Source organism: Shewanella sp. VB17, assembly GCF_013248905.1.
In the GTDB taxonomy this organism is placed as follows: Bacteria; Pseudomonadota; Gammaproteobacteria; order Enterobacterales; family Shewanellaceae; genus Shewanella.
Genome location: NZ_JABRVS010000001.1, coordinates 3,149,898 through 3,175,230, shown reverse-complemented (window position 1 = coordinate 3,175,230; position 25,333 = coordinate 3,149,898). Strand labels below are relative to the sequence as shown.

General features: G+C 42.1%; 24 protein-coding genes and 1 pseudogene. 9 read left to right on the top strand and 16 right to left on the bottom strand.

Translation table 11 applies throughout. The features are described 5' to 3' along the window. Positions 1-40 precede the first annotated feature (40 nt). Positions 41-745, top strand: coding sequence for a DUF445 domain-containing protein (locus HQQ94_RS13555; protein WP_173294921.1), 705 nt, complete (start codon positions 41-43; stop codon positions 743-745). Positions 746-795: 50 nt separating this feature from the next. Here the strand turns inward: HQQ94_RS13555 and asnB are convergent, their stop codons facing one another. From asnB to HQQ94_RS13540, 3 genes and pseudogenes are all read right to left on the bottom strand, one after another. Then, the gene (gene asnB / locus HQQ94_RS13550; protein ID WP_173294920.1) at positions 796-2,469 is read right to left on the bottom strand and encodes an asparagine synthase B; all 1,674 of its coding nucleotides are present in this window, start codon (positions 2,467-2,469) and stop codon (positions 796-798) included. 351 nt (positions 2,470-2,820) lie between these two features. Then, positions 2,821-4,539, bottom strand: coding sequence for a M28 family metallopeptidase (locus HQQ94_RS13545; RefSeq protein ID WP_173294919.1), 1,719 nt, complete (start codon positions 4,537-4,539; stop codon positions 2,821-2,823). 71 nt (positions 4,540-4,610) lie between these two features. Further along, a pseudogene (locus HQQ94_RS13540) lies at positions 4,611-4,886 on the bottom strand (UMP phosphatase); the annotation flags it as partial. A 304-nt stretch (positions 4,887-5,190) separates the two neighbouring features. On the opposite strand from HQQ94_RS13540, the gene HQQ94_RS13535 reads away from it, so the two are divergent. The 3 genes from HQQ94_RS13535 (at position 5,191) to HQQ94_RS13525 (ending at position 7,901) form a co-directional block, all read left to right on the top strand. Then, positions 5,191-5,559 (top strand): response regulator, encoded by a 369-nt coding sequence (locus HQQ94_RS13535; protein ID WP_173294918.1) that lies wholly within the window; start codon positions 5,191-5,193, stop codon positions 5,557-5,559. Between the two features lie 168 nt (positions 5,560-5,727). After that, entirely contained in the window at positions 5,728-7,314 is a 1,587-nt protein-coding gene (locus HQQ94_RS13530; protein ID WP_173294917.1) for an FAD-dependent oxidoreductase, read from the top strand. Beyond that, a complete protein-coding gene (locus tag HQQ94_RS13525; RefSeq protein WP_173294916.1) occupies positions 7,308-7,901 on the top strand; it encodes a hypothetical protein in 594 nt (197 codons plus the stop codon). Before HQQ94_RS13530 ends, HQQ94_RS13525 begins: the two co-directional genes overlap by 7 nt. Positions 7,902-7,962: 61 nt before the next feature. Here the strand turns inward: HQQ94_RS13525 and HQQ94_RS13520 are convergent, their stop codons facing one another. From HQQ94_RS13520 to HQQ94_RS13475, 10 genes are all read right to left on the bottom strand, one after another. Beyond that, on the bottom strand, positions 7,963-9,069 hold the full coding sequence (locus HQQ94_RS13520; RefSeq protein ID WP_173294915.1) for a phosphoribosylaminoimidazolesuccinocarboxamide synthase: 1,107 nt from the start codon (positions 9,067-9,069) through the stop codon (positions 7,963-7,965). 216 nt (positions 9,070-9,285) lie between these two features. After that, on the bottom strand, positions 9,286-9,918 hold the full coding sequence (hisIE, locus tag HQQ94_RS13515) for a bifunctional phosphoribosyl-AMP cyclohydrolase/phosphoribosyl-ATP diphosphatase HisIE (protein ID WP_173294914.1): 633 nt from the start codon (positions 9,916-9,918) through the stop codon (positions 9,286-9,288). 46 nt (positions 9,919-9,964) lie between these two features. Next, entirely contained in the window at positions 9,965-10,738 is a 774-nt protein-coding gene (hisF, locus tag HQQ94_RS13510; protein ID WP_173294913.1) for an imidazole glycerol phosphate synthase subunit HisF, read from the bottom strand. Continuing rightward, the gene (gene hisA / locus HQQ94_RS13505; RefSeq protein ID WP_173294912.1) at positions 10,732-11,487 is read right to left on the bottom strand and encodes a 1-(5-phosphoribosyl)-5-[(5-phosphoribosylamino)methylideneamino]imidazole-4-carboxamide isomerase; all 756 of its coding nucleotides are present in this window, start codon (positions 11,485-11,487) and stop codon (positions 10,732-10,734) included. Before hisA ends, hisF begins: the two co-directional genes overlap by 7 nt. Further along, positions 11,487-12,137: an imidazole glycerol phosphate synthase subunit HisH gene (gene hisH, locus HQQ94_RS13500; RefSeq protein ID WP_173294911.1), complete on the bottom strand. Its 651-nt coding sequence runs from the start codon at positions 12,135-12,137 to the stop codon at positions 11,487-11,489. The genes hisA and hisH overlap by 1 nt, the downstream gene beginning before the upstream one ends. Before the next feature lie 49 nt (positions 12,138-12,186). After that, the gene (gene hisB / locus HQQ94_RS13495) at positions 12,187-13,266 is read right to left on the bottom strand and encodes a bifunctional histidinol-phosphatase/imidazoleglycerol-phosphate dehydratase HisB (protein ID WP_173294910.1); all 1,080 of its coding nucleotides are present in this window, start codon (positions 13,264-13,266) and stop codon (positions 12,187-12,189) included. 64 nt (positions 13,267-13,330) lie between these two features. After that, the gene (hisC, locus tag HQQ94_RS13490) at positions 13,331-14,374 is read right to left on the bottom strand and encodes a histidinol-phosphate transaminase (protein ID WP_173294909.1); all 1,044 of its coding nucleotides are present in this window, start codon (positions 14,372-14,374) and stop codon (positions 13,331-13,333) included. 2 nt (positions 14,375-14,376) lie between these two features. Then, the gene (gene hisD, locus HQQ94_RS13485; RefSeq protein ID WP_173294908.1) at positions 14,377-15,675 is read right to left on the bottom strand and encodes a histidinol dehydrogenase; all 1,299 of its coding nucleotides are present in this window, start codon (positions 15,673-15,675) and stop codon (positions 14,377-14,379) included. Between the two features lie 4 nt (positions 15,676-15,679). Further along, positions 15,680-16,579 carry an ATP phosphoribosyltransferase gene (gene hisG, locus HQQ94_RS13480; protein WP_173294907.1) on the bottom strand — a complete coding sequence of 300 codons (900 nt, stop codon included), beginning with the start codon at positions 16,577-16,579 and terminating at the stop codon, positions 15,680-15,682. A 379-nt stretch (positions 16,580-16,958) separates the two neighbouring features. Then, positions 16,959-17,825 (bottom strand): AraC family transcriptional regulator, encoded by an 867-nt coding sequence (locus HQQ94_RS13475; protein WP_173294906.1) that lies wholly within the window; start codon positions 17,823-17,825, stop codon positions 16,959-16,961. A 148-nt stretch (positions 17,826-17,973) separates the two neighbouring features. Here HQQ94_RS13475 and HQQ94_RS13470 point away from each other — a divergent pair, with 148 nt between their 5' ends. The 3 genes from HQQ94_RS13470 to HQQ94_RS13460 all read left to right on the top strand — a co-directional run bounded on the left by HQQ94_RS13470 (position 17,974) and on the right by HQQ94_RS13460 (position 21,846). Beyond that, a complete protein-coding gene (locus tag HQQ94_RS13470; protein WP_173294905.1) occupies positions 17,974-18,912 on the top strand; it encodes a DMT family transporter in 939 nt (312 codons plus the stop codon). Positions 18,913-18,997: 85 nt separating this feature from the next. Then, positions 18,998-19,204 (top strand): cold-shock protein, encoded by a 207-nt coding sequence (locus HQQ94_RS13465; RefSeq protein ID WP_143563685.1) that lies wholly within the window; start codon positions 18,998-19,000, stop codon positions 19,202-19,204. A gap of 194 nt (positions 19,205-19,398) precedes the next feature. Next, complete coding sequence (locus HQQ94_RS13460) at positions 19,399-21,846, top strand: hypothetical protein (protein ID WP_173294904.1); 2,448 nt, start codon at positions 19,399-19,401, stop codon at positions 21,844-21,846. A 5-nt stretch (positions 21,847-21,851) separates the two neighbouring features. Here HQQ94_RS13460 and HQQ94_RS13455 read toward each other — a convergent pair whose 3' ends face one another. Next, positions 21,852-22,745, bottom strand: coding sequence for a LysR family transcriptional regulator (locus HQQ94_RS13455; RefSeq protein ID WP_173294903.1), 894 nt, complete (start codon positions 22,743-22,745; stop codon positions 21,852-21,854). A gap of 196 nt (positions 22,746-22,941) precedes the next feature. On the opposite strand from HQQ94_RS13455, the gene HQQ94_RS13450 reads away from it, so the two are divergent. Beyond that, a complete protein-coding gene (locus HQQ94_RS13450; protein ID WP_173294902.1) occupies positions 22,942-23,544 on the top strand; it encodes a LysE family translocator in 603 nt (200 codons plus the stop codon). Positions 23,545-23,612: 68 nt separating this feature from the next. On the opposite strand, the gene HQQ94_RS13445 is transcribed toward HQQ94_RS13450, so the two are convergent. Together HQQ94_RS13445 and HQQ94_RS13440 are read right to left on the bottom strand one after the other, a co-directional pair. Next, positions 23,613-24,419 carry a hypothetical protein gene (locus HQQ94_RS13445; RefSeq protein ID WP_173294901.1) on the bottom strand — a complete coding sequence of 269 codons (807 nt, stop codon included), beginning with the start codon at positions 24,417-24,419 and terminating at the stop codon, positions 23,613-23,615. A 10-nt stretch (positions 24,420-24,429) separates the two neighbouring features. Further along, complete coding sequence (locus HQQ94_RS13440) at positions 24,430-24,861, bottom strand: hypothetical protein (protein WP_173294900.1); 432 nt, start codon at positions 24,859-24,861, stop codon at positions 24,430-24,432. A 285-nt stretch (positions 24,862-25,146) separates the two neighbouring features. Here HQQ94_RS13440 and HQQ94_RS13435 point away from each other — a divergent pair, with 285 nt between their 5' ends. After that, complete coding sequence (locus HQQ94_RS13435; protein WP_173294899.1) at positions 25,147-25,293, top strand: hypothetical protein; 147 nt, start codon at positions 25,147-25,149, stop codon at positions 25,291-25,293. Positions 25,294-25,333 lie beyond the last annotated feature (40 nt).

Here is a 25,333-nt window from a genome sequence, read left to right as displayed (position 1 = left end):
TTATTTTTTGAAGTGTTATTAATAATGTTGGAGTAAGAGATTGAATAAGAGTGTCATCACTAACTTGATCGCTGCCGTTTTGGTTGTATCTGGGTACTTTTTTGCATCAGCCATCCTATTTAACGTCGGTCTATTTGCACTTTCTGGTGCGGTGACCAACTGGTTAGCTGTGCATATGTTATTTGAAAAAATACCTGGTTTGTATGGATCTGGTGTGATCCCAACCCGTTTTGAAGAGTTTAAAATAGCTATCTCAAATTTGATGATGGAGCAGTTTTTTACTGATGAAAATATTGAGCGCTTTTTATCAGGAGAAGGTGTTGAGTCACACATCAACCTGCAACCCGTAATTGAAAAAGTCGACATGGCGCCAGCTTTTGATGCTTTAGTTACCACGATTGAGCAATCATCACTTGGCGGTATGTTAGCGATGTTTGGTGGCTCAGAGGCTATCGCTCCTCTTAAAGCGCCTTTTATTGACAAAATGAAATCGTCTTTAGTTGAAATATCACAAAGCGAAGATTTTGTTAATTTAGTCAAGAATGAGCTCGAACGCCCTGATGTACTTGCAGATATGCGCACCAAAGTGAGCGACATCGTCACTCAAAGATTAAATGAGTTAACGCCAGAGTTAGTGAAAGAAATCATTGAAGAGATGATCCGAGAGCACTTAGGTTGGTTGGTTGTCTGGGGTGGTGTATTTGGCGGTATTATTGGGTTAATTGCGGCTATGTTTACTCGTTAAATAAAATCAGGTAAGGCTGTGATCATCTCACCACAGCCTTATTTTTACTTCTAGTAAGCGCTGTCGTGAACCGACTGAACCGCACGGCCTGATGGATCGATAATCCCCTGTAAACTTTCATCCCATGCCAAGGCTTCAGGAGTCGAGCAGGCTACTGATTTCCCCCCTGGCACAGTTTCAGCTGCACTTGGCAGTGGAAACAGTTCTTCGAAGAAACAGCGGTAGTAATAACCTTCTTTGGTCTCTGGGGTGTTGTATGGGAATTTAAACTTGGCATTGGCCAGTTTGAGATCATCCACTTTTTCTTCAGCTAATTCTTTTAGCCCGTCTATCCAAGAATAACCCACACCATCACTGAATTGCTCTTTTTGACGCCATGCGACTTCTTTCGGTAGCTTATGTTCGAAGGCTTGACGCAGAATATGCTTCTCGATTTTACCGTCTTTGGACATTTTAGCTTCGGGATTGATCCGCATTGCCACGTCGATGAACTCTTTATCAAGGAAAGGTACACGGGCTTCTAATCCCCAAGCGGCCATGGCTTTATTGGCGCGTAAGCAATCGAATAAATGTAGCTTATCGAGTTTTCGCACCAGCTCTTCATGGAACGCCTGTGCATTAGGGGCTTTATGAAAGTAGAGATAACCACCAAACAGTTCGTCTGCACCTTCACCTGATAGGACCATTTTTATTCCCATGGCTTTGATCTTTCGAGCCATCAAGTACATAGGTGTTGCAGCACGGATACTGGTGACATCATACGTTTCTAGGTGGTAGATCACATCTTTAATGGCATCAATCCCATCTTGAAAAGTAAAGGTGATTTCATGATGGATTGTCCCTATAGCGTCAGCCACTTTTTTCGCTGCGATAAGATCAGGAGCGCCATCAAGACCCACGGCAAATGAGTGCAGTTGTGGCCACCAGGCACTACTCTCATCATTATCTTCGATACGTCGGTTAGCATAAGTCTGTGTGATCGCCGAGATCACAGAAGAATCAAGCCCGCCAGAGAGTAATACACCATAGGGGACATCAGACATTAATTGCCGTTTTACTGCTGCTTCTAATGCCTCTTTTACTTCATCAGCACTGGCTGGGTTGTCTTTCACTGCATCAAATGCTTTCCAATCGCGCTGATAATAATGAACGTAGCCATCAGTTTCATTGTCTGTACTGGTCAAGTAGTGGCCAGGTTTGAAGAGCTCAACCGTTTTACACACAGGCATTAAGGCTTTCATCTCAGAGGCAATATAAAAGTTACCTTCAGTATCGCGGCCAGTGTAGAGAGGAATAATCCCCATATGATCTCGAGCAACGAGGTAAAAATCTTTTTCTTTGTCATATAAAACAAAAGCAAAGATACCATTAAGTTTATCTAAAAACTCAGTGCCATATTCCTGATATAAGGCCAAAATAACTTCACAATCTGAATGGGTTTGGTAGGTGTATTTATCACCGAGTTCAGCTTTTAACTCTTTATGGTTATAAATTTCACCGTTAACAGCCAGTATGATGTTTTGGTCTTGGCTGAGTAAAGGCTGAGCACCATGCTCAATATCAACAATGGCGAGACGCTCATGGGCAAGAATAGCATTATCACAGCTGTATATCCCAGACCAGTCAGGGCCACGGTGACGCATAAGTTTAGACATCTCCAGTGCGACTTGACGTAGAGGTGTTGAGTCAGATTGTATATCTAAAATGGCGAAAATTGAACACATAGGGCTTGCTCCACAAAACGGTGTAAATCTCAATTAGGTGCTACTGTGCCATTAAATGACAAGTTTGCCAAATACTAAAATGATAAATCATAGATAAAAGTGACTTTTTATCAGGTTTAATCTTGAAAATTTTGCAGCCTTAGTGATGAATTGTCACTTAAAGGTTTTTTTTTGTGAGGAATCTTCATTTGCTAGCTTGCTGGGCTCATATAATCTATTTTTCGCTAATAATGGCTTAATTGTTTGTGCAATGAAGAAATTATATTTTAACTTATGATCGAGCATATAAAACGCTTAAAAGATAAACGCCTAGCGAAGTAGGCGATCATAAATGGTTAACAATTAACTTTGCTATTCGCTAACTCCAACATTGGCAATGGTTGGCCCTTGTGTAGATTTAGCTGCACGCAGGTGATGGAATTCTGTTCCCTGATAATACCCGGGCCAATTGTCACTGTTAGCCAATGCATGAGCGGCATGATAGTAGACGGCAATATCTTCTAATGCGCCACTGAGATCCCAATCGTCTCGGTATTCATCACAGGTGTTGTGATAGCAATCTTTCATTGTTTGCTTCATCAGAGCCTTATATTGGCGGGTGGCTTCATCTACAGGTTGACTACCACCACCGGCAAAGACAGCGGGGATGCCTTTTTGTGCGAAGCTGAAATGATCTGAGCGAAAGAATCCACCGGATTGAGGATTTTTTTCTGCCGTGGCAGTGCGTTGCTGTGACGCTAATGCCTTAATGAGATAACTTTCCAGTTCCGATTTACCTTTACCAACGATGGTGTAATCACGGGTCCTGCCATAGATATTGGTACTGTCCAAGTTAAATAGGGCCACCGATTTGTCGATAGGATAAAGTGGATGGGCGGCATAATAACGAGAGCCAAGTAATCCCTGTTCTTCACCCGTTGTGGCAATAAAAGTCACAGATCGATCTGATGGGTGGCCATTTCGTGCTTGCTCTGCAAATTGGCGTGCAATTTCCAAAATACCTGCCGTACCGGAAGCATTATCAAGTGCACCATTATAGATGTTATCACCAGATTTACTTTCATCGACTCCAAGGTGATCCCAATGAGCGGAGAAGAGAACGTGTTCATCAGGGGTTGTAATGCCGGGTAAAGTGGCGACAACATTATAGCTGTTGGCGTATTCCGCTTTATTGGTAAATTGAATATCGGCGGTTTGTTTCAAGGGGTAATTAAGTGGTCTACTGGCCGCTTGTTTCATGAGTGTAGACAGAGATAATCCAGACTGAGTGAATAACGCTGTTGCGGCATTTAAAGTGATCCAGCCTTCAACTTGAATATGTTTGGCTTGATCATGTTTGCTCTGAGCCAGATCTTGCTGTGCCCCAGTCCAACTATTTTCAACCACAGACCATGGATAGGATGCCGGAGCGGTATCATGGATGATAATCGCACCTAGTGCACCATGACGACTGGCTTCCTCATATTTGTAGTCCCAACGACCGTAATAGGTCATAGCTTTGCCATTAAACAAGCCAGATTGAGGGTTCGCAAAGCCAGGATCATTGACTAATATCACAGCAATCTTACCTGTCATATCGATATTTTTATAATCATCCCAGTCATATTCAGGCGCAGAGATGCCGTAGCCGACAAATACCAAAGGCGCCTTACTAATATCGATGCCACCATTATCGTGACGACTGCCCAAGACCACATCTTTGCGATGTGTCAGCTCAGTGCCCGCGAGTCTAATCACTTGTTGTTCACTGGCGGTGTAGCTCACCATAGGGACTGCTTGTAAAAAGTCACCATGATTGGCGCCGACTAATCCCATTTGTTTAAAGGCTGAGGTTAAGTAGTTAAGCGTGAGTGTTTCCCCTTTGGTAGTGGGTGCACGTCCCTCAAATTTATCTGACGAGAGGGTTTTTATATCAATACGAAAACGGGCCTCATTAAACTTAATTTGGTTGCCGATATCGGCTTGCTCTTGGGAGTCAGATTGGACTTTAACGTCAGATTGAGACTCTGTAACGTGTTGGCTACAGGCACTCAGTAATGCAATGGTCGGTACAGTAAGCAGTAATCGCATGGAACATCCTATTTTTGTTGTTATTGGCTTCATTACGCTAGGGTAAAGAAGATGATATTGGTTATTGAAGTGGCGCCTTCACCGATGACGTAAGCTTTATTACCCGTTTGATGTTTTAGAAAATCAGCTGTTGCCATGGCTGAGGTATAAAAACATTCCTCGGGGACGTTAATCCCTGCAGAACCAAGTCTATTTTGCAAATCTTTGCCTGTTTGTACCGGATAATTGGTTAAAATAACCAATGGATTACCTTGTTCAAGTAAGCGATGAATGAACTTATCACTGCCAGGAATAAGTTCATTATCATGCAGTAATACGCCGTCGATATCGCAAATAATATTTTTCATGAAAAACTCTCGGTTTATGCTCTGTTAGAGAAAATAGCCTTGTAAGCCATATAAAGCCAAATTGGCGCTAATTACAATGCTTTTTACTCAACTAACAAGGCCAAGTGATATGGACACTGGATGTTAATCATTCCCCTGAAAAATAATCAACAAAATTAAGATAGCGACAGGGTTAATCAGAACCTCGATGTTTTTTTATAAAACATGCGTAACTCTGCGTCTTAAGGTGGTTTGGGTATATACTCAATGTAAACCAATAAACGTTCGTGCAAGATAGTATGCCTGCCAAATATAAGAGACGGATATGAGCCATATTATTGTGATTGTTGAAGATTCTATTTATTTTCGTCAAATCGTATCCTGTACACTCAAAAGTGCAGGTTATCAAATCCTAGAAGCTGAGAATGGTCGTGATGCGCTAGATAAAATACAAGGCGTTAATGTCGCACTCTTCATTTGCGATCTTAATATGCCCATTATGGATGGTCTAGAATTTGTAAAAGTATTGAAGCAGCAACAACATTTTAAATTTACTCCGGTTATCATGTTAACCAATGAATCAAAAGATTCAAAAAAACAAGAAGGGAGGCATTGCGGTGTAAAAGGTTGGCTGCAAAAGCCGATTGAGCCAGAAAAATTGCTCCATATTGTTAAAAAACTTCTGCCAAATTAATATTTCATTGATCTCAAATACAACCTTGTTCACAGTACTCTGTGATGGTTGCGAAGCAGAGATATTCCAATTTTATCCTATTGGTGATTAAGTACTTTTGGACTACATATCTGCCAATTCAAACAAGTGTATAATTTGTTTGTTTTTAGTGTTTAATTGTGGGTCTTTATGTTGGATTTAAGTTTTGTTAACGATGATTCCAGTGATATCATTGATTATTATAATAAAAGTGGACTGGTAGATTATAAAAAACGAATATTGGGTGTAGTGAAACCCAAGACTAACGATGAATTGATCAGCTTAATTAAACAATGCCAGAAAGCTATGCAAGCTTTTTATGTGATCAGTACGGGCAAAAACTGGGGGTATGGTAAAGCGGCGCCAGTGGCTGATGACAATTTGTTGATTGACCTGAGTTTAATGAATCAAATCCACGATTATGATGAGCAGCTTGGCGTAGTAGAAATAGGCCCCGGTGTCACCCAAGGACAACTTGCAGCGTTTCTAACTGATACTCCTTGGATGGTTGACTGTACGGGAGCAGGGCCAACCACCAGTATTATGGGTAATGTGCTCGAAAGAGGCTTTGGCCATGGTGCACAAGGTTATCGGAGTCGGCATTTCACTATTACTGAATATATTCTTGCTAATGGTGAACAAAAATCATTGGATACACAGCCACGTTATGTTGGTAGAGCGGGTCATGGTGCTGGGATCACCGAGCTTTTTACGCAAAATAATATTGCAGTAGTGACGAAAATACGTTTTGAATTGTCGCTGAAACAAAAGCAAAGTTTACGTTGTCTTGTCAGGTTAAAAAATGTTGAAGATATAGGTGCTTATATTGATATTCTTCGACAACTTAAAGCAGAAAATACCTTAGATACGTTACCCCATATTGGTAATAATTACCGTATGTTGTCTATGGTAAGCCAGTTTGATTTTTCTCAATGGGATCCAAGATTGGGAGTCCTGAAAGAAGACGTCGCGCAACTGGAAAAACAACATAAAATCATGCCGTGGACAGCCGCTTTTGTCGTATCTGGGGAGCCTAATGTTGCTAAAGCCAAAGCGCGAAGAATTAAATTAGCATTGAGATCAATGGCTGATGTTAAGGTTATTTCGTTAAGTCGACTGATCAAAGTGGATCGTTTGCTTGAAAATGCCATGCCCTTGTTTAAGCATTCCATTCGTTACGTGAAGTTTCAAGAACAAATGAGTCAATTTACCCGTGCAATGATCATGTTTGAAGGAAATCCAGATCCTATGGCCCTTAAAGGTTGTTATTGGCGTAATCAGCAACCACATAGCATTGAGAACATGGATCCCATCGACAATGATTGTGGTTTTTATTGGATTGCCCCAACTTTGCCTATGCTGGGAGAAGAAGTGAATGCTTGTGTGACGCAGACTGAGACATTATTTCAAGAATATGGATTCGAATTTGGGATCACATTAACGTCGGTGACAGCACATATGTGTCAGGCGATCATTAGCTTATATTATGATGTGAGTGTGCCAGAAGAGCAACAAAGAGCCAAAGTACTGATACATAGATTGCGTCGACTTTATACCGAAAATAAATGGCAATGTTATCGACGTGCCGTAGATGAAATGCCTTTTTCTTTATCTCAAGAACTGGATCAGGATGCGCTTGAGCTTAAAGGGCAGATCAAAGATGCACTCGATCCACATAATTTAATTAATGCAGGTCGTTATCAGACTGCCCCACTAAAGGGGAAGCGATTATGTTAACTACGACGATTCTTGCTCAAGATGCAGAATTTGAAACCTTTGCTGAACACTATAAGCAGGCATCCGGCAATGAGACTTCCATAGAGTATTTTAAACGTATTTCTATGGTGCGGGCTTTTAGTGATCAAAAAGGTGAAATGATAGGAGGTTATACATTAAATAGTCGGTTGCCGATCCGTTATTTTGCAGATATTCCAGCATCGGTTGACCAACCTTATTTTATGACTCAGGGAGATGATGTGGTTGAAGCTGGTGGATTATGGATCAATAGTGAAGTGAATAACTTTTACCGTGGCATTATTTATTTGTGGTCACTTTTAGACATCATAAAGAGCAAAAAACGGTTTATTATTGGTGGTGCTAAACATCCAAAGGTGGCAAAACTGCAGTCTATTGTATTCCCAAATAAACTGTATGAAGGGCCGATACCGACAGCCGATTATGTGTGCATTTTTTATGCTAAACGTGGTTATATCCCTGTACAGGTATTATTAATTATCAACAAATATTGGTTAATTGACCCATGTAAGAATGTGATTCGGTCAATTAAATCCCTTTATGGTAAGAATGGATTTGGAAACTCATGAAAGTATAAAGCCACATCGCCTCGCTTAATAACGTTGTGGCTTCAATTAATTACTGACTATTTTAGTCAGTAATTAATTGATATTCATTGTGTAGAATATCAATAATTTCTTGTTTAGGGTTTTCACTAATATGTAATTTTTTACCAATGACTTTTTCAGCGATAGCGATGTATGTATTAGAAATATCCATCATAACAGATTGCGGTAATTTGTTATCAGCTGCGAGGGCAAAACGTTCAGGCATACGCTCTTTATTTAACAAAATATCGGGATCAGGAAAGTGATTGAGGAGCCACTGTCTAAAACCTTCTTTTGATTGTTCGATGATGTTGCCATTACGATGTGCGGGTCCATCCCAGATCCGTGAGCTGTCAGGAGTGCCCACTTCATCCATATAAATAAGTTTCTCTTTACCGTCAGCACCTTTAACGTAACCAAATTCAAACTTAGTATCGATAAAAATTTGATCTTGTGCAGCAAGTGCTTCACTTATCACGGCAAAGCCTTCAGTGAGTAGCTTCTCATAGAGGTCGATATCTGATGCTTGGTGAAAATTAAACCCCTCGAGGTGACGTTCGAGATCGCTGCGCGACACGTTGACGTCATCAGCTTCAGGTACACCTTCAAGGCCGGTTAACACACCTTTTGTTGATGGGGTTATTAATAACGCTGGGAGTTTTTGATCTTTTTCTAATCCTTCAGGCAGGGTGATACCACAAAACTCACGTTCCCCTTTGGTGTAGGCACGCCACATCGACCCTGTGATATAGTGTCTGGCAATGGCTTCAACCATCACTGGCTGGGATTTTTGAACTATCCATACAAAGGGATGCGGTACATCTAGAATATGGCTGTCCGCTAAGCCTTTTTCTTTAAAGAGTGTAAACCAGTGATTTGATATAGCGTTAAGTGCGGCCCCTTTACCAGGTACACCATTGAGTCCATCTTCGCCTTGCCAGATACAATCAAATGCTGAAATACGGTCGCTTATCACCATGATGGCAAGTGGTGTATCAGCAGGAACATCGTAACCTTTTTGTTGAATTAAGCGGGCACTGTCTTGCTCTGTGAGCCAGTAAACACTGCGAACTTTACCTGAATGAACGGCCATATCTGTACGGATAGGAAGATCATCGTTAACGGCTAGAACGGTAGTAGAGAGATTCATAGGAGTCTTTTATGGTAATGGATGATTTCGGCGGGAATTGTAGCAGAAGTTGCCACTTGCAACAGCTTTTTAGGCTGAGAATCGCAGTAAAAACAGTATTTTTTGTTTAGTAGATAATACGGATATTCAGCTCCGGGGGTGTGGCTCACAAAGCCCTAATGTTAAGGCTTTGTATTTTTAATCAATCCAATCATGTTCATTTGGATTGATAACCCGCTACTTAGCCTTGATGTGACGTGCTCTTAAATTATGAGTAATATCAGCCAAACTGAGATCTTGATCTTCGAGTAAGACGAGTAAATGATAGATAAGGTCGGACGCTTCATCAATCAACTCAGGTTTATCATGAGTGGCTGCGGCAAGGGCAGTTTCTAACCCTTCTTCACCCACTTTTTGTGCAATACGCTTAGTGCCACTGTCGAACAAGTGAGCGGTGTAACTGGAATTGGGATCATCGCCTTTACGTGCCGCTATCAAGTTGGCTAGGTTGTCGAGAAAAGGATGGGCGGGACCATTGGGCCAGCAGCTCTCAGTGTGTAAGTGGCACGTTGGACCCTTGGGTAACACTTGTACTAATAAGCTGTCGTTATCACAATCTTTGTCGATGCCAACCAGCTGAAGAGTGTGACCTGAGGTTTCTCCTTTGGTCCACAAACGCTGCTTGCTACGACTGAAAAACGTCACAGTGTCAGTCTCCAAGGTTTTGATTAATGCAGCTTTATCCATATAACCTAGCATCAGCACTTTGCCCGTTAGGTGGTTCTGGACCACAGCGGGAATGAGCCCATCTTGTTTGTCCCAATCCAGTGAAGCTGAAAAGGCGGCTGTATCTTGTATTGTGTGTGTCATTGTCTATTCCTGTCGCTTAAGGGCAGTTCACTTATCATAAAATGATTTAACGTCGAGTGGCAATGTGATGCTGTGCTAAATAATGTTTAAGGGCATTAATGTCGATGATCCCTTTATGAAATACACTGGCGGCCAGTGCTGCATCGACTTTAGCAATGTCAAACACCGCTCTAAAGTGCGCCATGGTACCAGCGCCTCCTGAGGCAATAAGTGGTACATCACATACTGCACGTACGATAGAGAGTTGTGTTAAATCGTAGCCTTGACGCACGCCATCTTGGTTCATCACGTTAAGGACGATTTCACCGCAGCCTTGCTTTTGTACCTCTTCAACCCAGTCTTGAGTAAACCATTGAGTGTCTTTGGTGGCGGACTCATCACCAGTGAACTGCTTCACTTTATAACTGTCACTTATGTCATCGTAATAGGAGTCGATGCCTATTACGATGCATTGGCGCCCGAACTCATCTTGTAAGCGTCTAATTAAGCTTGGATCGCTCAGTGCAGGTGAATTGATTGAAATTTTATCTGCGCCGAATGCGAGTTTTTCTCTTGCCTGCGCTAAGGTGCTAATGCCACCTGCGACGCAGAAGGGGATGTCGATGCATTCAGCCACTTTACTTATCCAGCTTTTATCGATAACCCGGTTATGGGCACTGGCAGTGATATCATAAAAAACCAGTTCATCGGCGCCTTCTTTTGCGTACCGTGCAGCTAAGGGAACGATATCGCCGACAATTTCGTGATGACGAAATTGCACGCCTTTAACCACTTTTCCGTCCTTTACGTCAAGACACGGCACGATCCGTTTGGCTAACATGGCTCAACTCCTATTTTATTCGGCCAACATGCAATAGCCTGCTCTACATTAAAATTTTCAATTAACAAGGCCTTGCCTATGATGATGCCATCGGCGCCAGCATCTCGCACTGCTGCTACATCTTCTAAAGTGGCGATACCGCCAGAAGCTTGCCAGTGTATTTGTGGGTATAAGCGGGCTATTTCTTGGTAGAGTTGCGTATTAGCACCGCTTAATGTGCCATCTCGACTGATGTCAGTCACTAATGCATGCTTGAGGCCAAAAGGGGCAAAAGCGGCAACTAATGCGTCTAGACTTTTACCGCCGCCAGATTGCCAGCCAGAGACGGCGACGATTTTGTCGCCTTGCTCATTGATATTAACATCCAAGGCCAGACAGATAGCATCGGAGCCATATTTTTGCAACCAGCTCTGCACTAACGCGGTTTCTGTGACAGCAAGAGAGCCAATGACGACACGTTTAACCCCTATGTTGAGCAGTTCGATGACCTGCTCTTCAGTGCGTATGCCACCCCCAACTTGAATATTGGCATCGAGGCCATTAACGAGTTCTGTTATCAGTGCTGTTTGACGCATTTTAGGATTTTTGGCACCAGTGAGGTCGACAATGTGAAGCCAGTTAGCTCCTTGTTTCTGATAAGATTTAAGTTGTGAAAGCGGGCTTAAATCAAAGACAGTTTTTTGTGTGTAGTCGCCCTGGTAGAGACGCACAACTTGGCCTTGAATAAGATCGATTGCCGGTATTATCATCAGTTTGTCTCCTGTAATGTAAGGGTAAAAGAGTCGTTATCTAATGTTAAAAAATTGCTTAATATCGCCGCACCCACCGAGGCACTTTTTTCGGGATGAAATTGCACACCCATAAAGTTATCTTTGGCGATAGCGGCGCTGAAGGTTTCACCATATTGGCACTGTGCGATAGTGTACTCACTCAGTGGTGCACGGTAGCTGTGGACAAAATAGAGATAACTGCCGTCCGCGATGCCCGCAAATAGGGGGTGGTCTGATGGGGTGATTTGGTTCCAGCCCATATGAGGCCGAGGCTGACCTTGGCTATCAAGTTCGGTGATCTGTGTGGGAATAAGGCCCAAACATTCACAATCAATGCGTCTGCCTCCTTGCTCTTTTGACAGTTCTGTCATTATCTGCATGCCTAAGCACACGCCAAGGACGGGCTGTGTTAAGTGCTGGACAAGCTCAATAAGTTGCTTATCTTTTAATGAAGCCATCGCCGCGCCAGCAGTGCCGACTCCGGGGAGTACCACTCTCGCTGCCGCTTTGATGACGTGAGGATCATCGGAGACAATCACATCATCAGTAAGCCGCTTGAATGCATAGCGAACCGAGCTTAAATTGGCACAACCTGTGTCGATGATGACGGTGGTGTTTGTGGGGATCATGTGTTGTCCTTTGAAGATGCAGTCATCGTTGTTTGGTTATTCTTCATGGCTAAAGGACGCCTTTACTTGAAGGCAAACGGTCACCTTCGATTTTGACTGCTTGGCGCAAGGTACGCCCTAATACCTTAAACAGGCTTTCGACCTTGTGGTGATCATTATTGCCCTTGGTCGTTAAATGTAAAGTGCATCGCAAACCGTCAGCAAATGAGCGAAAGAAATGCGGCACCATTTCAGTGGCCATGGCGCCGACAAGTTCACGTGCAAACTCGCCTTCGAATTTGATAAAAGGACGACCTGATAAATCCAGCAGGCACGAGGCGCTGGCTTCGTCCATTGGGATAGCTTGTTCAAATACATTGCCAAAGCGGGCGATGCCACGTTTATCCCCCAAGGCTTGCCTTAAAGCATCGCCGATCGCCAAGGCGGTATCTTCAACGCTATGGTGATCGTCAATCTCCAGATCGCCATCGACACTGACATCCATCTTAAAATGGCCGTGGGTCGCGATTTGATCTAGCATGTGATCAAAAAATCCAATACCTGTGTCAATTTTGCCTTTTTCTTGTGAGTCTAAATCAATCGTGACATGTATATCGGTTTCTTTGGTGGTGCGAATGACGCTCGCCACTCGCTCGGTGCTTAACAGCTGTTGGGTGATGTCGTGCCAATTGAGGGTATCGCGGTTGTATTGCAACCCCTTAATGCCCATCGCATTAGCGAGTTCCATGTCTGTGTGACGATCGCCAATGACAGCAGATTGGGTAAAATTGATCTTGCCTTGCGTGAGGTGATCTTTGACTAATCCCAATTTTGGCTTACGGCAGCTGCAGTTGTCATCATCGAAATGAGGACAAAGTAAGATCTCATCGAAGATCACTCCTTGACTCTCTAAAATCTGCATCATCATGTTTTGAGGAGCATCGAAGTCATCTTGTGGAAATGACGGCGTGCCAAGACCATCTTGGTTACTGACCATCACGAGCCTGAAACCTGCCGCTTGAAGCTTAAGTAAAGAAGGGATCAATAGCGGCTCAAAAACCAGTTTAGCCAAACTGTCGACCTGTTTGTCGCTCACCGGCTCTTCAATCATAGTGCCATCGCGGTCAATAAATAAGATGTTCTGTTTCATGGTGTGTTAGCCTTTAAATGTGCTCAATACTGGTGGTTATTTTTAGGATGATGGATCCTGTAACCTATTGGGTTAATATGTTAATTATTGTCTCGGTATCAGCTTTATCGCTAAAACTAAAGCGAATACAGTTAGCCAACCTAGGATCTTGGTAAGCGCGAGTGACGATCCCCGCTTCTTGCAGACGCTCGCTTGATACTTGAGTGTTAAATTTAGCCAACACAAAGTTGCCGTTTGCGGGCAAGACCTCTGCACCAATGCTGTGCAGTGCGTGGGTTAACTGCGCGCCGCAGACTTTTAAGTGACCAACTTGTTCCCGAATTAACGCAATCCCTTCATGACTGAGGGCTGCCGTGGCGATTTGGGACACGGGCACAGGCACAGGGTAGGGCGCGATGACGCGCATCACCAGATCACAAATTTGTGGGTTTGCGAGCAGGAAGCCGCAACGCAGCCCCGCGAGCGCAAAAGCTTTAGACAAGGTTCGTAATACAACTAAGTTGTCATATTTGTTAATCAATTTAGCCACGCTGTAGTCTGGGCAAAACTCAATGTAGGCCTCATCTACAACAATGATGCTCTCGGGCATATTCTTGATGATTTGTTCGATATCTGCTGTTTCGATCACCGTGCCTGTTGGGTTATTGGGGTTGCAGATGAACACGAGTTTGGCCCCTTGAGTTTGCGTCATAATATCATCAGGTAATTGATATTCAGGCGTCAGCCCAAGTGCTTTTACCTTTACATTAAATGTGTTGGCACTGATGGCGTACATGCCATAAGTGGGACCAAAGCAAGCGATTGAATCGACTCCTGGGTGGCAAAAAGTGCGAATAAGCAGCTCAATCGCTTCATCGGCGCCGCGGCTGGTGATAATGCTATCTTCGCTGACACCAGAATATGTGGCGTAAGCTGAGATTAGCTCAGGTGGTTGACACTGTGGGTAACGGTTTATATTGGCGATATTAGTATTATTAAAAGGGGATTCGTTGGCATTGATCCATACATCCCCCTGGCCACCAATGCGCCTTGCTGATTGATAGACTTCAAGATCCAACAGCTCAGTACGGGCAAGACGTTGGGCCAGGTTCAGTGGTGGCTTATTCATGATTAGGTTTCCTCATTGAATGATGCTAAGCGAATTGCAATGGCATTTTTATGGCCATCAAGTTGCTCAGCTGCGGCAAGCGTCATGACAGTGTGACTTATGTTTTTTAAGCCATCTAAAGTCAGTTCCTGCACCGTAAAGCGGCGCGAAAAATCGGCAAGCGATAAGCTGGAGACACTGCGGCTATAGCCATAGGTTGGCAATACGTGGTTGGTACCACTGGCGTAATCCCCTACAGATTCAGGTGTATAAGCCCCTAGAAAAACAGATCCTGCTGCGCGGATCGTGTTAAGCAACTCACGTGGTGCTTGTGTTTGTATGATTAAATGTTCAGGGCCATAACGGTTAGCGACATTCACCGCCTCATTCATATTATTCACCAGTAAGGTGCGGCTGGCATTTAATGCTGCTGCGGCGATATCTTGGCGACTGAGTTGTGCTAATTGCTGCTTGAGTGACTGATTAACCTGCTTGGCTAAGCTTTCTGAGTCAGTAAGCAGCATCACCTGAGAATCGGGACCATGTTCAGCTTGTGACAGCAGATCGGCGGCAATAAAATCTGGGTTAGCATGACGGTCTGCAATAACGAGCACTTCAGAGGGCCCAGCTGGCATATCAATACTGACAATACAGCGACGGTCTTGTGAAATAAGACGCTTTGCTTCGGTTACATAACGGTTTCCAGGGCCAAAAATTTTGTCTACTGCTGGAATACTTTCGGTGCCGAATGCCAACGCGGCAATGGCGTGTGCGCCGCCCACTTGAAATATCTCAGTGATCCCGCACGCGTTGGCTGCATAGATAATGGCGTCATCGATCGGTGGGGGCGAGACCAGCACTCTTTGCTGGCATCCTGCAATTTTTGCTGGAATGGCTAGCATGAGCACGGTTGAAATTAACGGTGCACTGCCGCCTGGAATGTATAAACCGACTTTTTCGATGGCTTCAGATCTTAACTCACAACGGATCCCCGTTTGAGTTTCAACATTAATGGGCACGAATTGTTGCGCGTTGTGGAAGGTATCGATATTGGTGATTGCTTGCTCGATCGCATTTTTAATCTCAGGTGTGACGCGCTGACAAGCAGCGGTGATCTCATCAAGGGTGATGTGTAGTTTATCGCTACTGAAATCGTCAAATTGAAGATTATAAGCTGTCAGCGCGGCATCTTTATCTTGCTGTACGCGATTGATAATATTAACAACGCTTTGTTCCAGAGAAACATCGCCGACTAAAGGAGAGCGAGTTAATGCTGCGTGTTGCTCATCAGCCGTTAATTGTGACCAGTTGAGGATTTCCATGATGTTATCCCATCATCTTTTCAATGGGCATAACAAGAATTGAGCTGGCACCCAGTTGAGTGAGCGCTTCCATGGTGTCCCAGAACAGATCTTCGGTACTGACGGCGTGGATAGCGACCCGATTGGTGTCATCGTTGAGTGGTAATATCGTTGGGTTTTCAGCGCCAGGAAGTAGGGCGACGATTTGATCTAATTTGTCTGTTGGTGCATGTAGAAGAATATACTTACTCTCTTTCGCGCGTACAACACCATTGATACGAGATAATATTTTTTCTATTAGCGCTTGTTTTGATGGGGTTTTCTCTTCTGAAGATTGAATAATACACGCATTGGAGCGGTAGATCACCTCAGTTTCATATAGGCCGTTAGCTTCTAATGTTGCGCCAGTAGACACCAGATCGCAGATGGCGTCAGACAATCCTGCGCGCGGCGCGACTTCAACAGAACCCTTGAGCATGCAATCACTGTAAGTGATCCCTTTTTTCTGCATATAACGACGCAGTAAATTAGGGTATGAGGTGGCAATACGAAGACCTTCTAATGACGTTGCATCTTGGTACTTAAATTCGTTCGGGACAGCTAAAGAGAGGCGGCATGCGCCGAAATCGAGTTCACGTAATTTAATACAATTTGATGGCTTGTCTAAACGCTCTCTCTCAATTTGTTCCTCTTCGAGTACATTCTCGCCTATGATCCCTAAGTCAACTACCCCATCCATCACTAAACCTGGAATATCATCATCACGCACACGTAATAAATCAATGGGTAAGTTATCTGAGTGGGCGATAAGGCGTTGTTCATTGATATTAAATTTGACACCACAGCTTCTTAACAGCTTCATGGATTCTTTAGAAAGGCGACCTGATTTCTGAATAGCGATACGTAATCTGTTTGACTCTGACATGATGACATTCCTATAAGTTGATTTAACTATCTATCTATTTTGTGTGTATTTAACTGAGATTAAATTTTTATTTATCAGTTAAATAAGCTAAAACGAAAAAACCCCCGGAATTCCTTCCAGGGGTTCTTGATATTGTTAAATCAACCGCCAGAAGGAACATAGTCCTTCGGCAGTGAGCTTCCGAAGGCTACCGCGTATGGTGATGATGCACAGTGTTCAGACGCTTTATCATAATATGTTCTCTATTAACGTTAAGGGAGTCTAAGGACTCAAAAAATTATCGCTAGCATTGTTGCCAGCAGACCCATTTAAACTAAACACTTTCAGACATGATTGCAACTATTAATTTTTATGATTGATGCGCTATTCATATCACTTTTTAGCTCAGCTGCATTTTTTGAAATGCCTTTGGGGTGATCCCGGTTTGTTTTTTAAAGTATCGACCCATATGACTTTGGTTTGAAAAACCACAAGCGAGTGCTATTTCTGTCAAGCTATGGGAGGAATGACTTAATGAGTATTTAACTTGCTCAATTCTAATGTAAGTTAAATATTCTTGTGGAGTACGGGCAAAGCTTTCCTTGAACATACGGCAAAAATGATATTCACTAAGCTTGGCTATATTGGCAAGCTCTGAAAGGTAAATTTGTCGGTGAAAATGTGCATGAATAAACTCCCTCACCATGCCCGCGATACGTGGCGATAGCCCACCTGTTAATGTGTTAACGGTTTTGGTTATACCACTGCTATGCAGCATGGAGATTAAGATGGTGTCAGTGGCTTGTTTCAGTGTTAATGGGCTTTCATTTTGCCAATTAGTATCGACCATATTGTTGCGGAATAAGGATTCAAGACCCGGATGTTTAAAAAAGGTTAGTTCTGGCAATATCAGCGTTCGAGGATCGATATCGAAAACGTTAAGCGCCAGTTGTTTAAGATAATGGTCATCGAAATAGAGATGCATAAACTGTTGTGGTGTGCCTAACTGCCAATGGCTTTCACTGCCTTTAGGCATTAAGCAGAATCGACCCGGTGCACCAAAATCTGACTGAATATCGGTTCGATGAGTTTCATAGCCACCGGACAAATACATACTCAAGGTGTGTTGTTGGTCATTGGCATAAAACAGTCGCTCTTGGCTGTTCTGATAATGGGCCCAACTGAGTTTTTCGGTTAATGTATGTCGGCGAAAACACAGTTTATGCGATTCATTAAAACTGACGTGTGTATTTTGATTTTTGTTCATGAGTTCATATTAACGTTTTGCATTAACGCTCACAATCGTGTGGCAAAACTAACCGCAATATTGTGTTAACTGTCCCTTGATAGTGACATACTTTCCATGGCATTAGCATCACACTAAGCCCAATCTAATGGTTACGATAGAGTATGCTATGACAGCGGTGTTATATGGATTAATGATTTTTGTTTGGGGTTTTTCATGGATTGCGATTAAGTGGCAAGAGGGAGAGACGCCCACAGAAGTGTCTATTTTTTATCGATTTACTATTGCAGCAACCTTGATGTTGGTGTCTGGTGTGGTGTTCAAAAAACTGCAAAATACCACGAAGAGGCAGCATCTGTTTTTTGCACTGCAAGGACTGTGTTTGTTTTGTTGCAATTTTCTAGCGTTTTATGGTTCGACACACTATATTGCTAGCGGATTGACAGCGGTGGTAATGGCAACCGCTCCGGTGTTTAATGCATTGCATGGTAAGCTTATTTACGGCACTCCCATCAAGGCTAATTTTTGGTTAGGTGTGGTGGTGGGCTTAAGTGGTATAGTGCTGTTATTTGGCGCTGATTTGATTAAAGCGAATTGGTCGATAGAGCTGCTTTATGGTTTACTGCTTTCGCTATTAGGTACTTGGTGTTTTTCTATGGGAAACATGATCAGTCTTTATAATAGCCGCAATAATATTCAGCCCTATACCGCGACCAGTTACGCTATGGTGTATGCTTGTATAGCCTTGTTTTTCATTATCAGTTTCAAAGGGTTAAGTTTTGATCTGGACACGAGTAGCAGATATCTTATGAGTTTAATGTATTTGGCTATACCTGCATCTGTTTTAGGTTTTACAGCTTACTTGATGCTAGTTGATAAGTTAGGAGCTAATCAAGCAGCGTACCTTTTGTTGATCACACCTATTATAGCCTTAGCCACATCGAGCTTTTTTGAGGGGTATAGCTGGACTGTTTATTCAACCTCTGGACTTTTTTTGGTGATTTTAGGCAATATCATTACCCAAATAAACGTGCCTGTATCAAGTTATCTCTACTGTTATGTCGGAAAACGAGTTAAAAGGCAGCGAATAAACCAAAGTTTGAGATAATAGTTTCAGTTTTCGTCGTGTTTTGCACTATACTGCTGTGGCAGAAGACTGCGATAATTCAATATTTTAAAATAAAGAGTCGAATATGAGTAAAGGTACAGTTAAGTGGTTCAACGCAGACAAAGGTTTTGGATTTATTACCCCTGAAGATGGCGGTAAAGACCTATTTGTTCATCATTCTGAAATCCGCAGTGGTGGTGGTTATGCCACACTAAATGACGGTCAGTCTGTTGAGTTTGATGTTGGCGAAGGGCAAAAAGGTCCATGCGCAACGAATGTTATACCAGGCTAAATTAATGTTTCTATAAACATTATTAAGTAAATAAAAAGTCAGTGTCGGCCTAGCTTACACTGGCTTTTTATGTTTTTGATGCCTTTAAATAACAAAAAGATAAGTGAAAGTGAATGTTTTTATCGTAATTGTCATATTTTGTTAATGAAAGATTTGTATTATGCAGGGAAATATTTCATTAGCAGTTAGTTGATATGTTGATTAATACCAATCATTACCGTGCGCCTATCCAGTCAACAGCGCATTCGCGCCATCACTCCCCTAAAGCGAAAATAGAGAAAAGCAGGTCATCTCACGTTCAACAGGAGCATGACGATACTAAACTCAGTAATACCATTCAGCAAATAAAGCGATTAGGGAATGAACTGGGGTTATTTATTGAAACACAAAATAGTCATAACAATAACAATAAAGTTGACGCATTGAGCTTAACTGAAGCTAAACGTTTGTATAAAACGCTTTCATATTTTGAACATATAAAGACTATTAAAAATAATCAAAAAAATCAATTACCACGAGCAGAAGCAAAGTTGGCAGGATTGGTAAATCCTGGAGCGAAAAAAATGAATGGCATAACAGTCAGTGCGAATTTTGCAGCAAGCATGGGGACGGGGGCGGCAGACGTCGAAGTCGCAGGAGCAGGGGTAAAATATCGATATCGGCAGCAAGTCGATACCAATGATGAAGGCTCTATTTATGTTAAAGAGAGTAATATTGTCTCAATGTCTGCTTGGGCTGGATGTAAATCATCTATTGCCGCTGTGGGAACCTTTGGATTGAAAGCCAAATTAAGCAGTTCTTATCAACGAATTAATTTTAAAAAATTTGCCAGCATTAAGCATCTTGTTGAATATACAAGTCAAGATAAGTCTCTGCAGAGGAAAACACAACAACTTAAAAATGCAGAGTTAGACATTGAAAATTTGTTAGGTAAATATGCCCGTCACACTAATAGCGAATTGAATTCCGCGAACTTAACGGATTTACAAGCATTACTATTATCGTCTAAAAGTAAAACGTACAAAGCTGGTTATCGACATGAAGTTAGCGCTAAAGTCGGCGCCGATGTTAAAGTGGATGCTGCGTTATTTATTGGGGCGAAAGCGGATGTCGAATTAATAAAAAATAATTCCCATGAATTGGTGAATAATGATTTTTATTCGTTTATGGAAAAGGATGAACATTTAGCGGTAAAAATTAAGCCGTTGGTGTATAGCACTTTTGTGAAGCCTTATCTTTTCTCGACTTCCGAATTATTATCCCATTTAGCAGAACTTAAAAGTGATATAGAAACCTATAATTCAGCAGTTAAAAATAAAGATTATACCAAAAAAAATAAACACTTAAATAATTCTATCATTACAGAGTCTGCAAATAAAAAACACACGGTTGAAAACAAATATGGCAACGTAGGTCGCCATCAGCAATTACAGTGCTTTTATGCATCACATGCTTATTTAGCCATCCTCGCTAAAAATGTAGAGAGTCCGCTTCTCAAACAAAATCTGACGGAATGTTTCAATGTCTTAAATCATTCTGATTTTGAATACTCGCAGACCAAGTTGAATGACTTAAATAAAATAAAACAAGAGGTTAATCAAATAAGAGAAGACACAACCACCACTTTTTCGGTGAATGTGGCAGGCATCAAGTTGGATGTTACCAAGATAAATCGTGAGTTTGATCATCCCAGTCGAGTGCGTAAAGGGCATTACCATGACGTTTTAGTGACTCTTAGTGGTTCGACTTCAATGGCTACCATGCTGTCAGCGACTGATATTGCCGCGCCTCTTAATGCAAAATTAGCGGAATTTAACTTACAACATGTGGTGGATTTGAATGTCATGCCAACCTTAGGAGCTGGTGCAAAACTGACATTTCAAACCCGGTGTTTTATGCCAAGTGATCAATCATTTATTGATGCGAAGGGTGATAAAAATGATCACTTGTCCAATGGACATCAATTTTATCGCGTTTATCTTGGTGGCACTATGTCATTAAGCGGCAGTATCTCTGCTCATACACCGGTTGCGATAAAAGTAAATGCTAAATATAAATTAGAGCATACCGATGAAGTGGTCATTCATGAAAGTATCTCTTCAACAGACATTATGTATACGCTAGTTAGGTTTAATAATTTATATAAAATGGCAGATAAAGAGATTGATGAGCAAACTAGTCCCAATAACCCTTGGAGTGTATTTTTTAATAAAAACAACCAAGATTATCTTGATATGTTTACTAGGTTTGGGCAACAGCTTGATGTGATGAATGGTCTAGATACTAGCATCAGTACAAAAACAGGGCATTTACTCCATCAAGTTGAAAAATTAATGGATGAGCAGCAATATGAACCCTATGACAAATCGTTATTTTTTGGCCAAATGGCTGAGTTAGCTCAAACCCCAAAGGATAGACAATTAAGTTCGAATGCATTTAAAAAATGTCGGGCATTATTTGAAACATTACTGAAAAAACAATTCATTGAAACAGAGAAACAACACAAGGCGACATGGACAACCTTAGACTTTAATACCTCCAAATACAAGGCGTTAGACTTACACAGTAAATTGATAGAAGCGGCGCCGCTTAATTTACGCCAGCAGATCAATAAGGTAAAACAGCATAGGTTGCCAGTTTAATATCGTTAACGGGGGCTTTCTGGGGCCGTTAATGTTTGGATCAGTCGCTGAGTTAAGCTATTCGCTTTGGCTTGAGCAGGCCAAACGATGTAAACCCCCAGAGGCTCGGGCTGCCAAGCTTTCAATAGTGGCGTTAATTGACCAGTAGCTAATGCCTCTTGAACCATAAATAGGGGAGGGGTAATGAGCCCTAAACCTGCTTTAGCTAGGCTTATTTGCGCGTGTAAATCATCCACGGTGACTTGACTATTAACAGCGATCTCCAACCGTTGTTGTTGAGGGCCTAAAAATACTTTCTTGGTGGTACGCACCGATAAACCAATCCAAGGAAGTTGGACTAAGTCATTGGGGTCATTGATCATGTTACATGGATATTGTTGTGCAAATTCGGCTGACATGACTAAAGCTCTCGGCATGGTAAAAAGCAAACGTGCTTTCAACGCGCTGTCTTTTAATGGCCCGATACGAATCGCCATGTCTATGCCTTCATTAATCAAATCGACCGCCCGATCACTAAAGTTCAGTTGTAATTCAATCTTGGGATATAAGCGAATAAATGTCGCGATGTTCTCCATTATGGAGGCTTGACTCAACATCGATGGTAAGGTGATTTTTAAACAGCCAGTAGGTTGTTCACAGTCTTGATTTATCTGTGTTAAGCCGCTATTTGCTGCGAGTAACATATCACGGCAAGATGGGTAAAATAGTGCTCCTGCTGAGGTTAATGATAATTTTCGTGTTGAGCGATAAAGTAGTGCCACCCCTAAGCGCCGCTCTAAATGCTTAATATGATGACTGACGACAGAGGGTGAAAGTCCCAATATACGTGCCGCACGACGAAAAGAACCTTCATCGACAGTATGGGCAAAAATAGCCATGGCTTTTAATTCATCAATCATCTAATTATCTCATTTAATCGAACAGTAAAACTAATGTATCTCATCTAATAATACAACTTAATTCACTTTATAGTGAGTGCGAATGATCAAGTCTGTGAATATGTCACGATAGCTTTCAATAAAAGCATCACGACATGGGTTGTCTAGCACGTTTTTGACTTTCCTAGAAACCATCATTGTTATTTAAGGAGCGAGTATGTTATTCAGTTTTATCGCAGCCACGGTGTTAATCACACTTATTCCAGGTCCATCTATGCTGATGGTGATATTAAGGGCATTACAGCAAAATTTTGCTCAGGCAGCAGCTGCCACCTTAGGGGTTGTTACAGCTGATGCTATTTTACTGAGCATCACGATGATGGGATTGGGTCCGCTATTGTCCAGCTCAGAATTAGTATTTGAGTGGGTTAAATGGCTAGGGGTTATTTATTTAATCTATTTGGGCTGGCAGCAACTGGCCAGTCAAGACAAGGTATTATCTAAGAAGCATTCAAATGAACGTAATGCGTTTACTCAAGCGTTCATCATCACCATGCTAAACCCTAAAATTATCGGCTTTTTTATTGCTTTTTTCCCCCAATTTATCGTGGCTAAGGAGCCATTATTGCCACAATTAGCCATACTCGGGCCTATATTTCTGGTGATAGTTGCGATGATATTACTTTGCTATGCAGGATTGGCTCATATTATTGCGCCTATGCTGCGCTCAGATAAACTGAACCTGTGGGTCAATCGCTCAGCAGGGCTGAGCTTGATTGGTTGTGGACTCTTAGCCAGCACCTTAGGTTATCAAGGTTAATGAACCGAGAGTGTGACTTTAATTGTCAATTTATGTGAAAGTCCCCGCTCACAAGCGGGGAGTGAATATTACAGACGTTCCATCGGGATGTTATGTGTTGAGATTTTTTGGATGAGATCTTTAAATGGAATCATCAGGTTATTGGCGTTCACATTCTTATCTAACTCAACGGTGTATGATTTTTCATTGTCAGCCCAAGTTAAAGAGGTTTCTGCGCGACCACTGTCGTCTTCCATAACAATTAAAATCCCTGGATTGCCGTTAACATAAAAATTAACCGCATCTTGATCCATGATCAAACCACTGTCTTTGGTAAAGGTCATGATATCGATAATGACATGACCTAAGGTCTTACTTTTCACTATCTTGGATAACTGATCCCAACCTTTGCCAGGTATAAAGTTTCCTCCGAGCGATGAGTGCAGTAGCTCAAACTTGCCGTTAAGTGCTTGATCTAAACTTGCAACATTTCCAGCAAATGACATCGAGTGCTTTTGGGCATCAATGTGTGATTGATTGGCGAGTATTGGGCGTTTAAAGGTTTGCTTAAATTCCATATCACCATCTTTATAGTGGCGGATCACCTTATCAAACTGACGGATCTGGGAGGAATGAACCAAGGTAAAACCGTATTCTTTGGTTTCTTTTGCTTGGGTAATATAATCAGTGCCATCAGCACTTGCTGTTAGCTTGTTGGGATGTTCGGCAAAGGAATATACGATTAAACCACTTGGTTCAAGCTGCGAATTGGGCGCTTGTTCTGTGATGAATGGGTTATTATCGTCGTGAATCACGGGATTCGCAGCGTGAGTGCTCGCAATGAAAAATGTGCAAGCATAGATACTCGCAAGTAGGGTAAAATTATGTTTTTTCATATGTCCTCCTTTACCATTGGCTTAAATTGCAATCGGTGGCGACTGAGTTCTTAAACCAGAACAAGCCCTTATGTGGCACGCTTTTCGACCACCAATGCTTCCCTTTTACGGTATATTTATTATCCCAGCCATTAGCGAGTCCGTGGCTGTCACCGACGAATGAGCGCCAAGTTGTTCTAAAGTCATCTTTCATATTATGTGCATCGTTAGGATGTTCACCGTCCTTTAAATGCCAAGTACTGGTGCCTCGATATGATTCCGGCCAGCCCCAAGTCACGGATTCCCAGCCAATCTCGGCAATAGGGACATAACAATTTGAGCGACTAAACGCACTGACGGCGGCTTGAGTTGGAGTGGTTACGGCAACAATTAGCGTCGCCAAAACTAAACTTTTTATTTTCATAATATCCCTATAAACGATGTTACATAAAATAATTCCCATGACATCTCCTGATACATTTAGAGTGTAAAGAAGAATCATTAACATGGAAGTTTAAGATTATTTCTAGTGGCAAAATAATAGGGGCATTTAAAGTGTTTTTGATATAATATCCCCCCGCATCTTCGCGCCATATTACAGCAGTGAGCAGTTGTGTGTTGTACATCGATTAGCTGATTTTATAATACTAGGCGATTAAAAATTCACTTTTACAGCATACGATTCAGTATCAGTTCAGCTGATGCTGTTTATAATCCTAGAAATTTAACTTTTAGAGACATTATTTTGGTGACAAATAATATAATAACAAACAGTGGTGGTACAGATATCATAACGGTGATTATGTCTGTCATCGGATTCAGTATTTTAGCGGCGGTTACGGTGGCTTTTGGTATGGCGCTGTATCAAGAATGGCAAGCGGTGAAGGAATGTTAGCAGGAGGTCACTTTCCTCTCGCGTTAGCCCATATAGCGTC

What these genes read in the sequence shown, in the direction of transcription:
- asnB (WP_173294920.1), bottom strand. Translation starts at nt 2,469, where the DNA reads ATGTGTTCAATTTTCGCCATTTTAGATATACAATCTGACTCAACACCT.
- HQQ94_RS13545 (WP_173294919.1), bottom strand. Translation starts at nt 4,539, where the DNA reads ATGCGATTACTGCTTACTGTACCGACCATTGCATTACTGAGTGCCTGT.
- HQQ94_RS13535 (WP_173294918.1), top strand. Translation starts at nt 5,191, where the DNA reads ATGAGCCATATTATTGTGATTGTTGAAGATTCTATTTATTTTCGTCAA.
- HQQ94_RS13530 (WP_173294917.1), top strand. Translation starts at nt 5,728, where the DNA reads ATGTTGGATTTAAGTTTTGTTAACGATGATTCCAGTGATATCATTGAT.
- HQQ94_RS13525 (WP_173294916.1), top strand. Translation starts at nt 7,308, where the DNA reads ATGTTAACTACGACGATTCTTGCTCAAGATGCAGAATTTGAAACCTTT.
- HQQ94_RS13520 (WP_173294915.1), bottom strand. Translation starts at nt 9,069, where the DNA reads ATGAATCTCTCTACTACCGTTCTAGCCGTTAACGATGATCTTCCTATC.
- hisIE (WP_173294914.1), bottom strand. Translation starts at nt 9,918, where the DNA reads ATGACACACACAATACAAGATACAGCCGCCTTTTCAGCTTCACTGGAT.
- hisF (WP_173294913.1), bottom strand. Translation starts at nt 10,738, where the DNA reads ATGTTAGCCAAACGGATCGTGCCGTGTCTTGACGTAAAGGACGGAAAA.
- hisA (WP_173294912.1), bottom strand. Translation starts at nt 11,487, where the DNA reads ATGATAATACCGGCAATCGATCTTATTCAAGGCCAAGTTGTGCGTCTC.
- hisH (WP_173294911.1), bottom strand. Translation starts at nt 12,137, where the DNA reads ATGATCCCCACAAACACCACCGTCATCATCGACACAGGTTGTGCCAAT.
- hisB (WP_173294910.1), bottom strand. Translation starts at nt 13,266, where the DNA reads ATGAAACAGAACATCTTATTTATTGACCGCGATGGCACTATGATTGAA.
- hisC (WP_173294909.1), bottom strand. Translation starts at nt 14,374, where the DNA reads ATGAATAAGCCACCACTGAACCTGGCCCAACGTCTTGCCCGTACTGAG.
- hisD (WP_173294908.1), bottom strand. Translation starts at nt 15,675, where the DNA reads ATGGAAATCCTCAACTGGTCACAATTAACGGCTGATGAGCAACACGCA.
- hisG (WP_173294907.1), bottom strand. Translation starts at nt 16,579, where the DNA reads ATGTCAGAGTCAAACAGATTACGTATCGCTATTCAGAAATCAGGTCGC.
- HQQ94_RS13475 (WP_173294906.1), bottom strand. Translation starts at nt 17,825, where the DNA reads ATGAACAAAAATCAAAATACACACGTCAGTTTTAATGAATCGCATAAA.
- HQQ94_RS13470 (WP_173294905.1), top strand. Translation starts at nt 17,974, where the DNA reads ATGACAGCGGTGTTATATGGATTAATGATTTTTGTTTGGGGTTTTTCA.
- HQQ94_RS13465 (WP_143563685.1), top strand. Translation starts at nt 18,998, where the DNA reads ATGAGTAAAGGTACAGTTAAGTGGTTCAACGCAGACAAAGGTTTTGGA.
- HQQ94_RS13460 (WP_173294904.1), top strand. Translation starts at nt 19,399, where the DNA reads ATGTTGATTAATACCAATCATTACCGTGCGCCTATCCAGTCAACAGCG.
- HQQ94_RS13455 (WP_173294903.1), bottom strand. Translation starts at nt 22,745, where the DNA reads ATGATTGATGAATTAAAAGCCATGGCTATTTTTGCCCATACTGTCGAT.
- HQQ94_RS13450 (WP_173294902.1), top strand. Translation starts at nt 22,942, where the DNA reads ATGTTATTCAGTTTTATCGCAGCCACGGTGTTAATCACACTTATTCCA.
- HQQ94_RS13445 (WP_173294901.1), bottom strand. Translation starts at nt 24,419, where the DNA reads ATGAAAAAACATAATTTTACCCTACTTGCGAGTATCTATGCTTGCACA.
- HQQ94_RS13440 (WP_173294900.1), bottom strand. Translation starts at nt 24,861, where the DNA reads ATGGGAATTATTTTATGTAACATCGTTTATAGGGATATTATGAAAATA.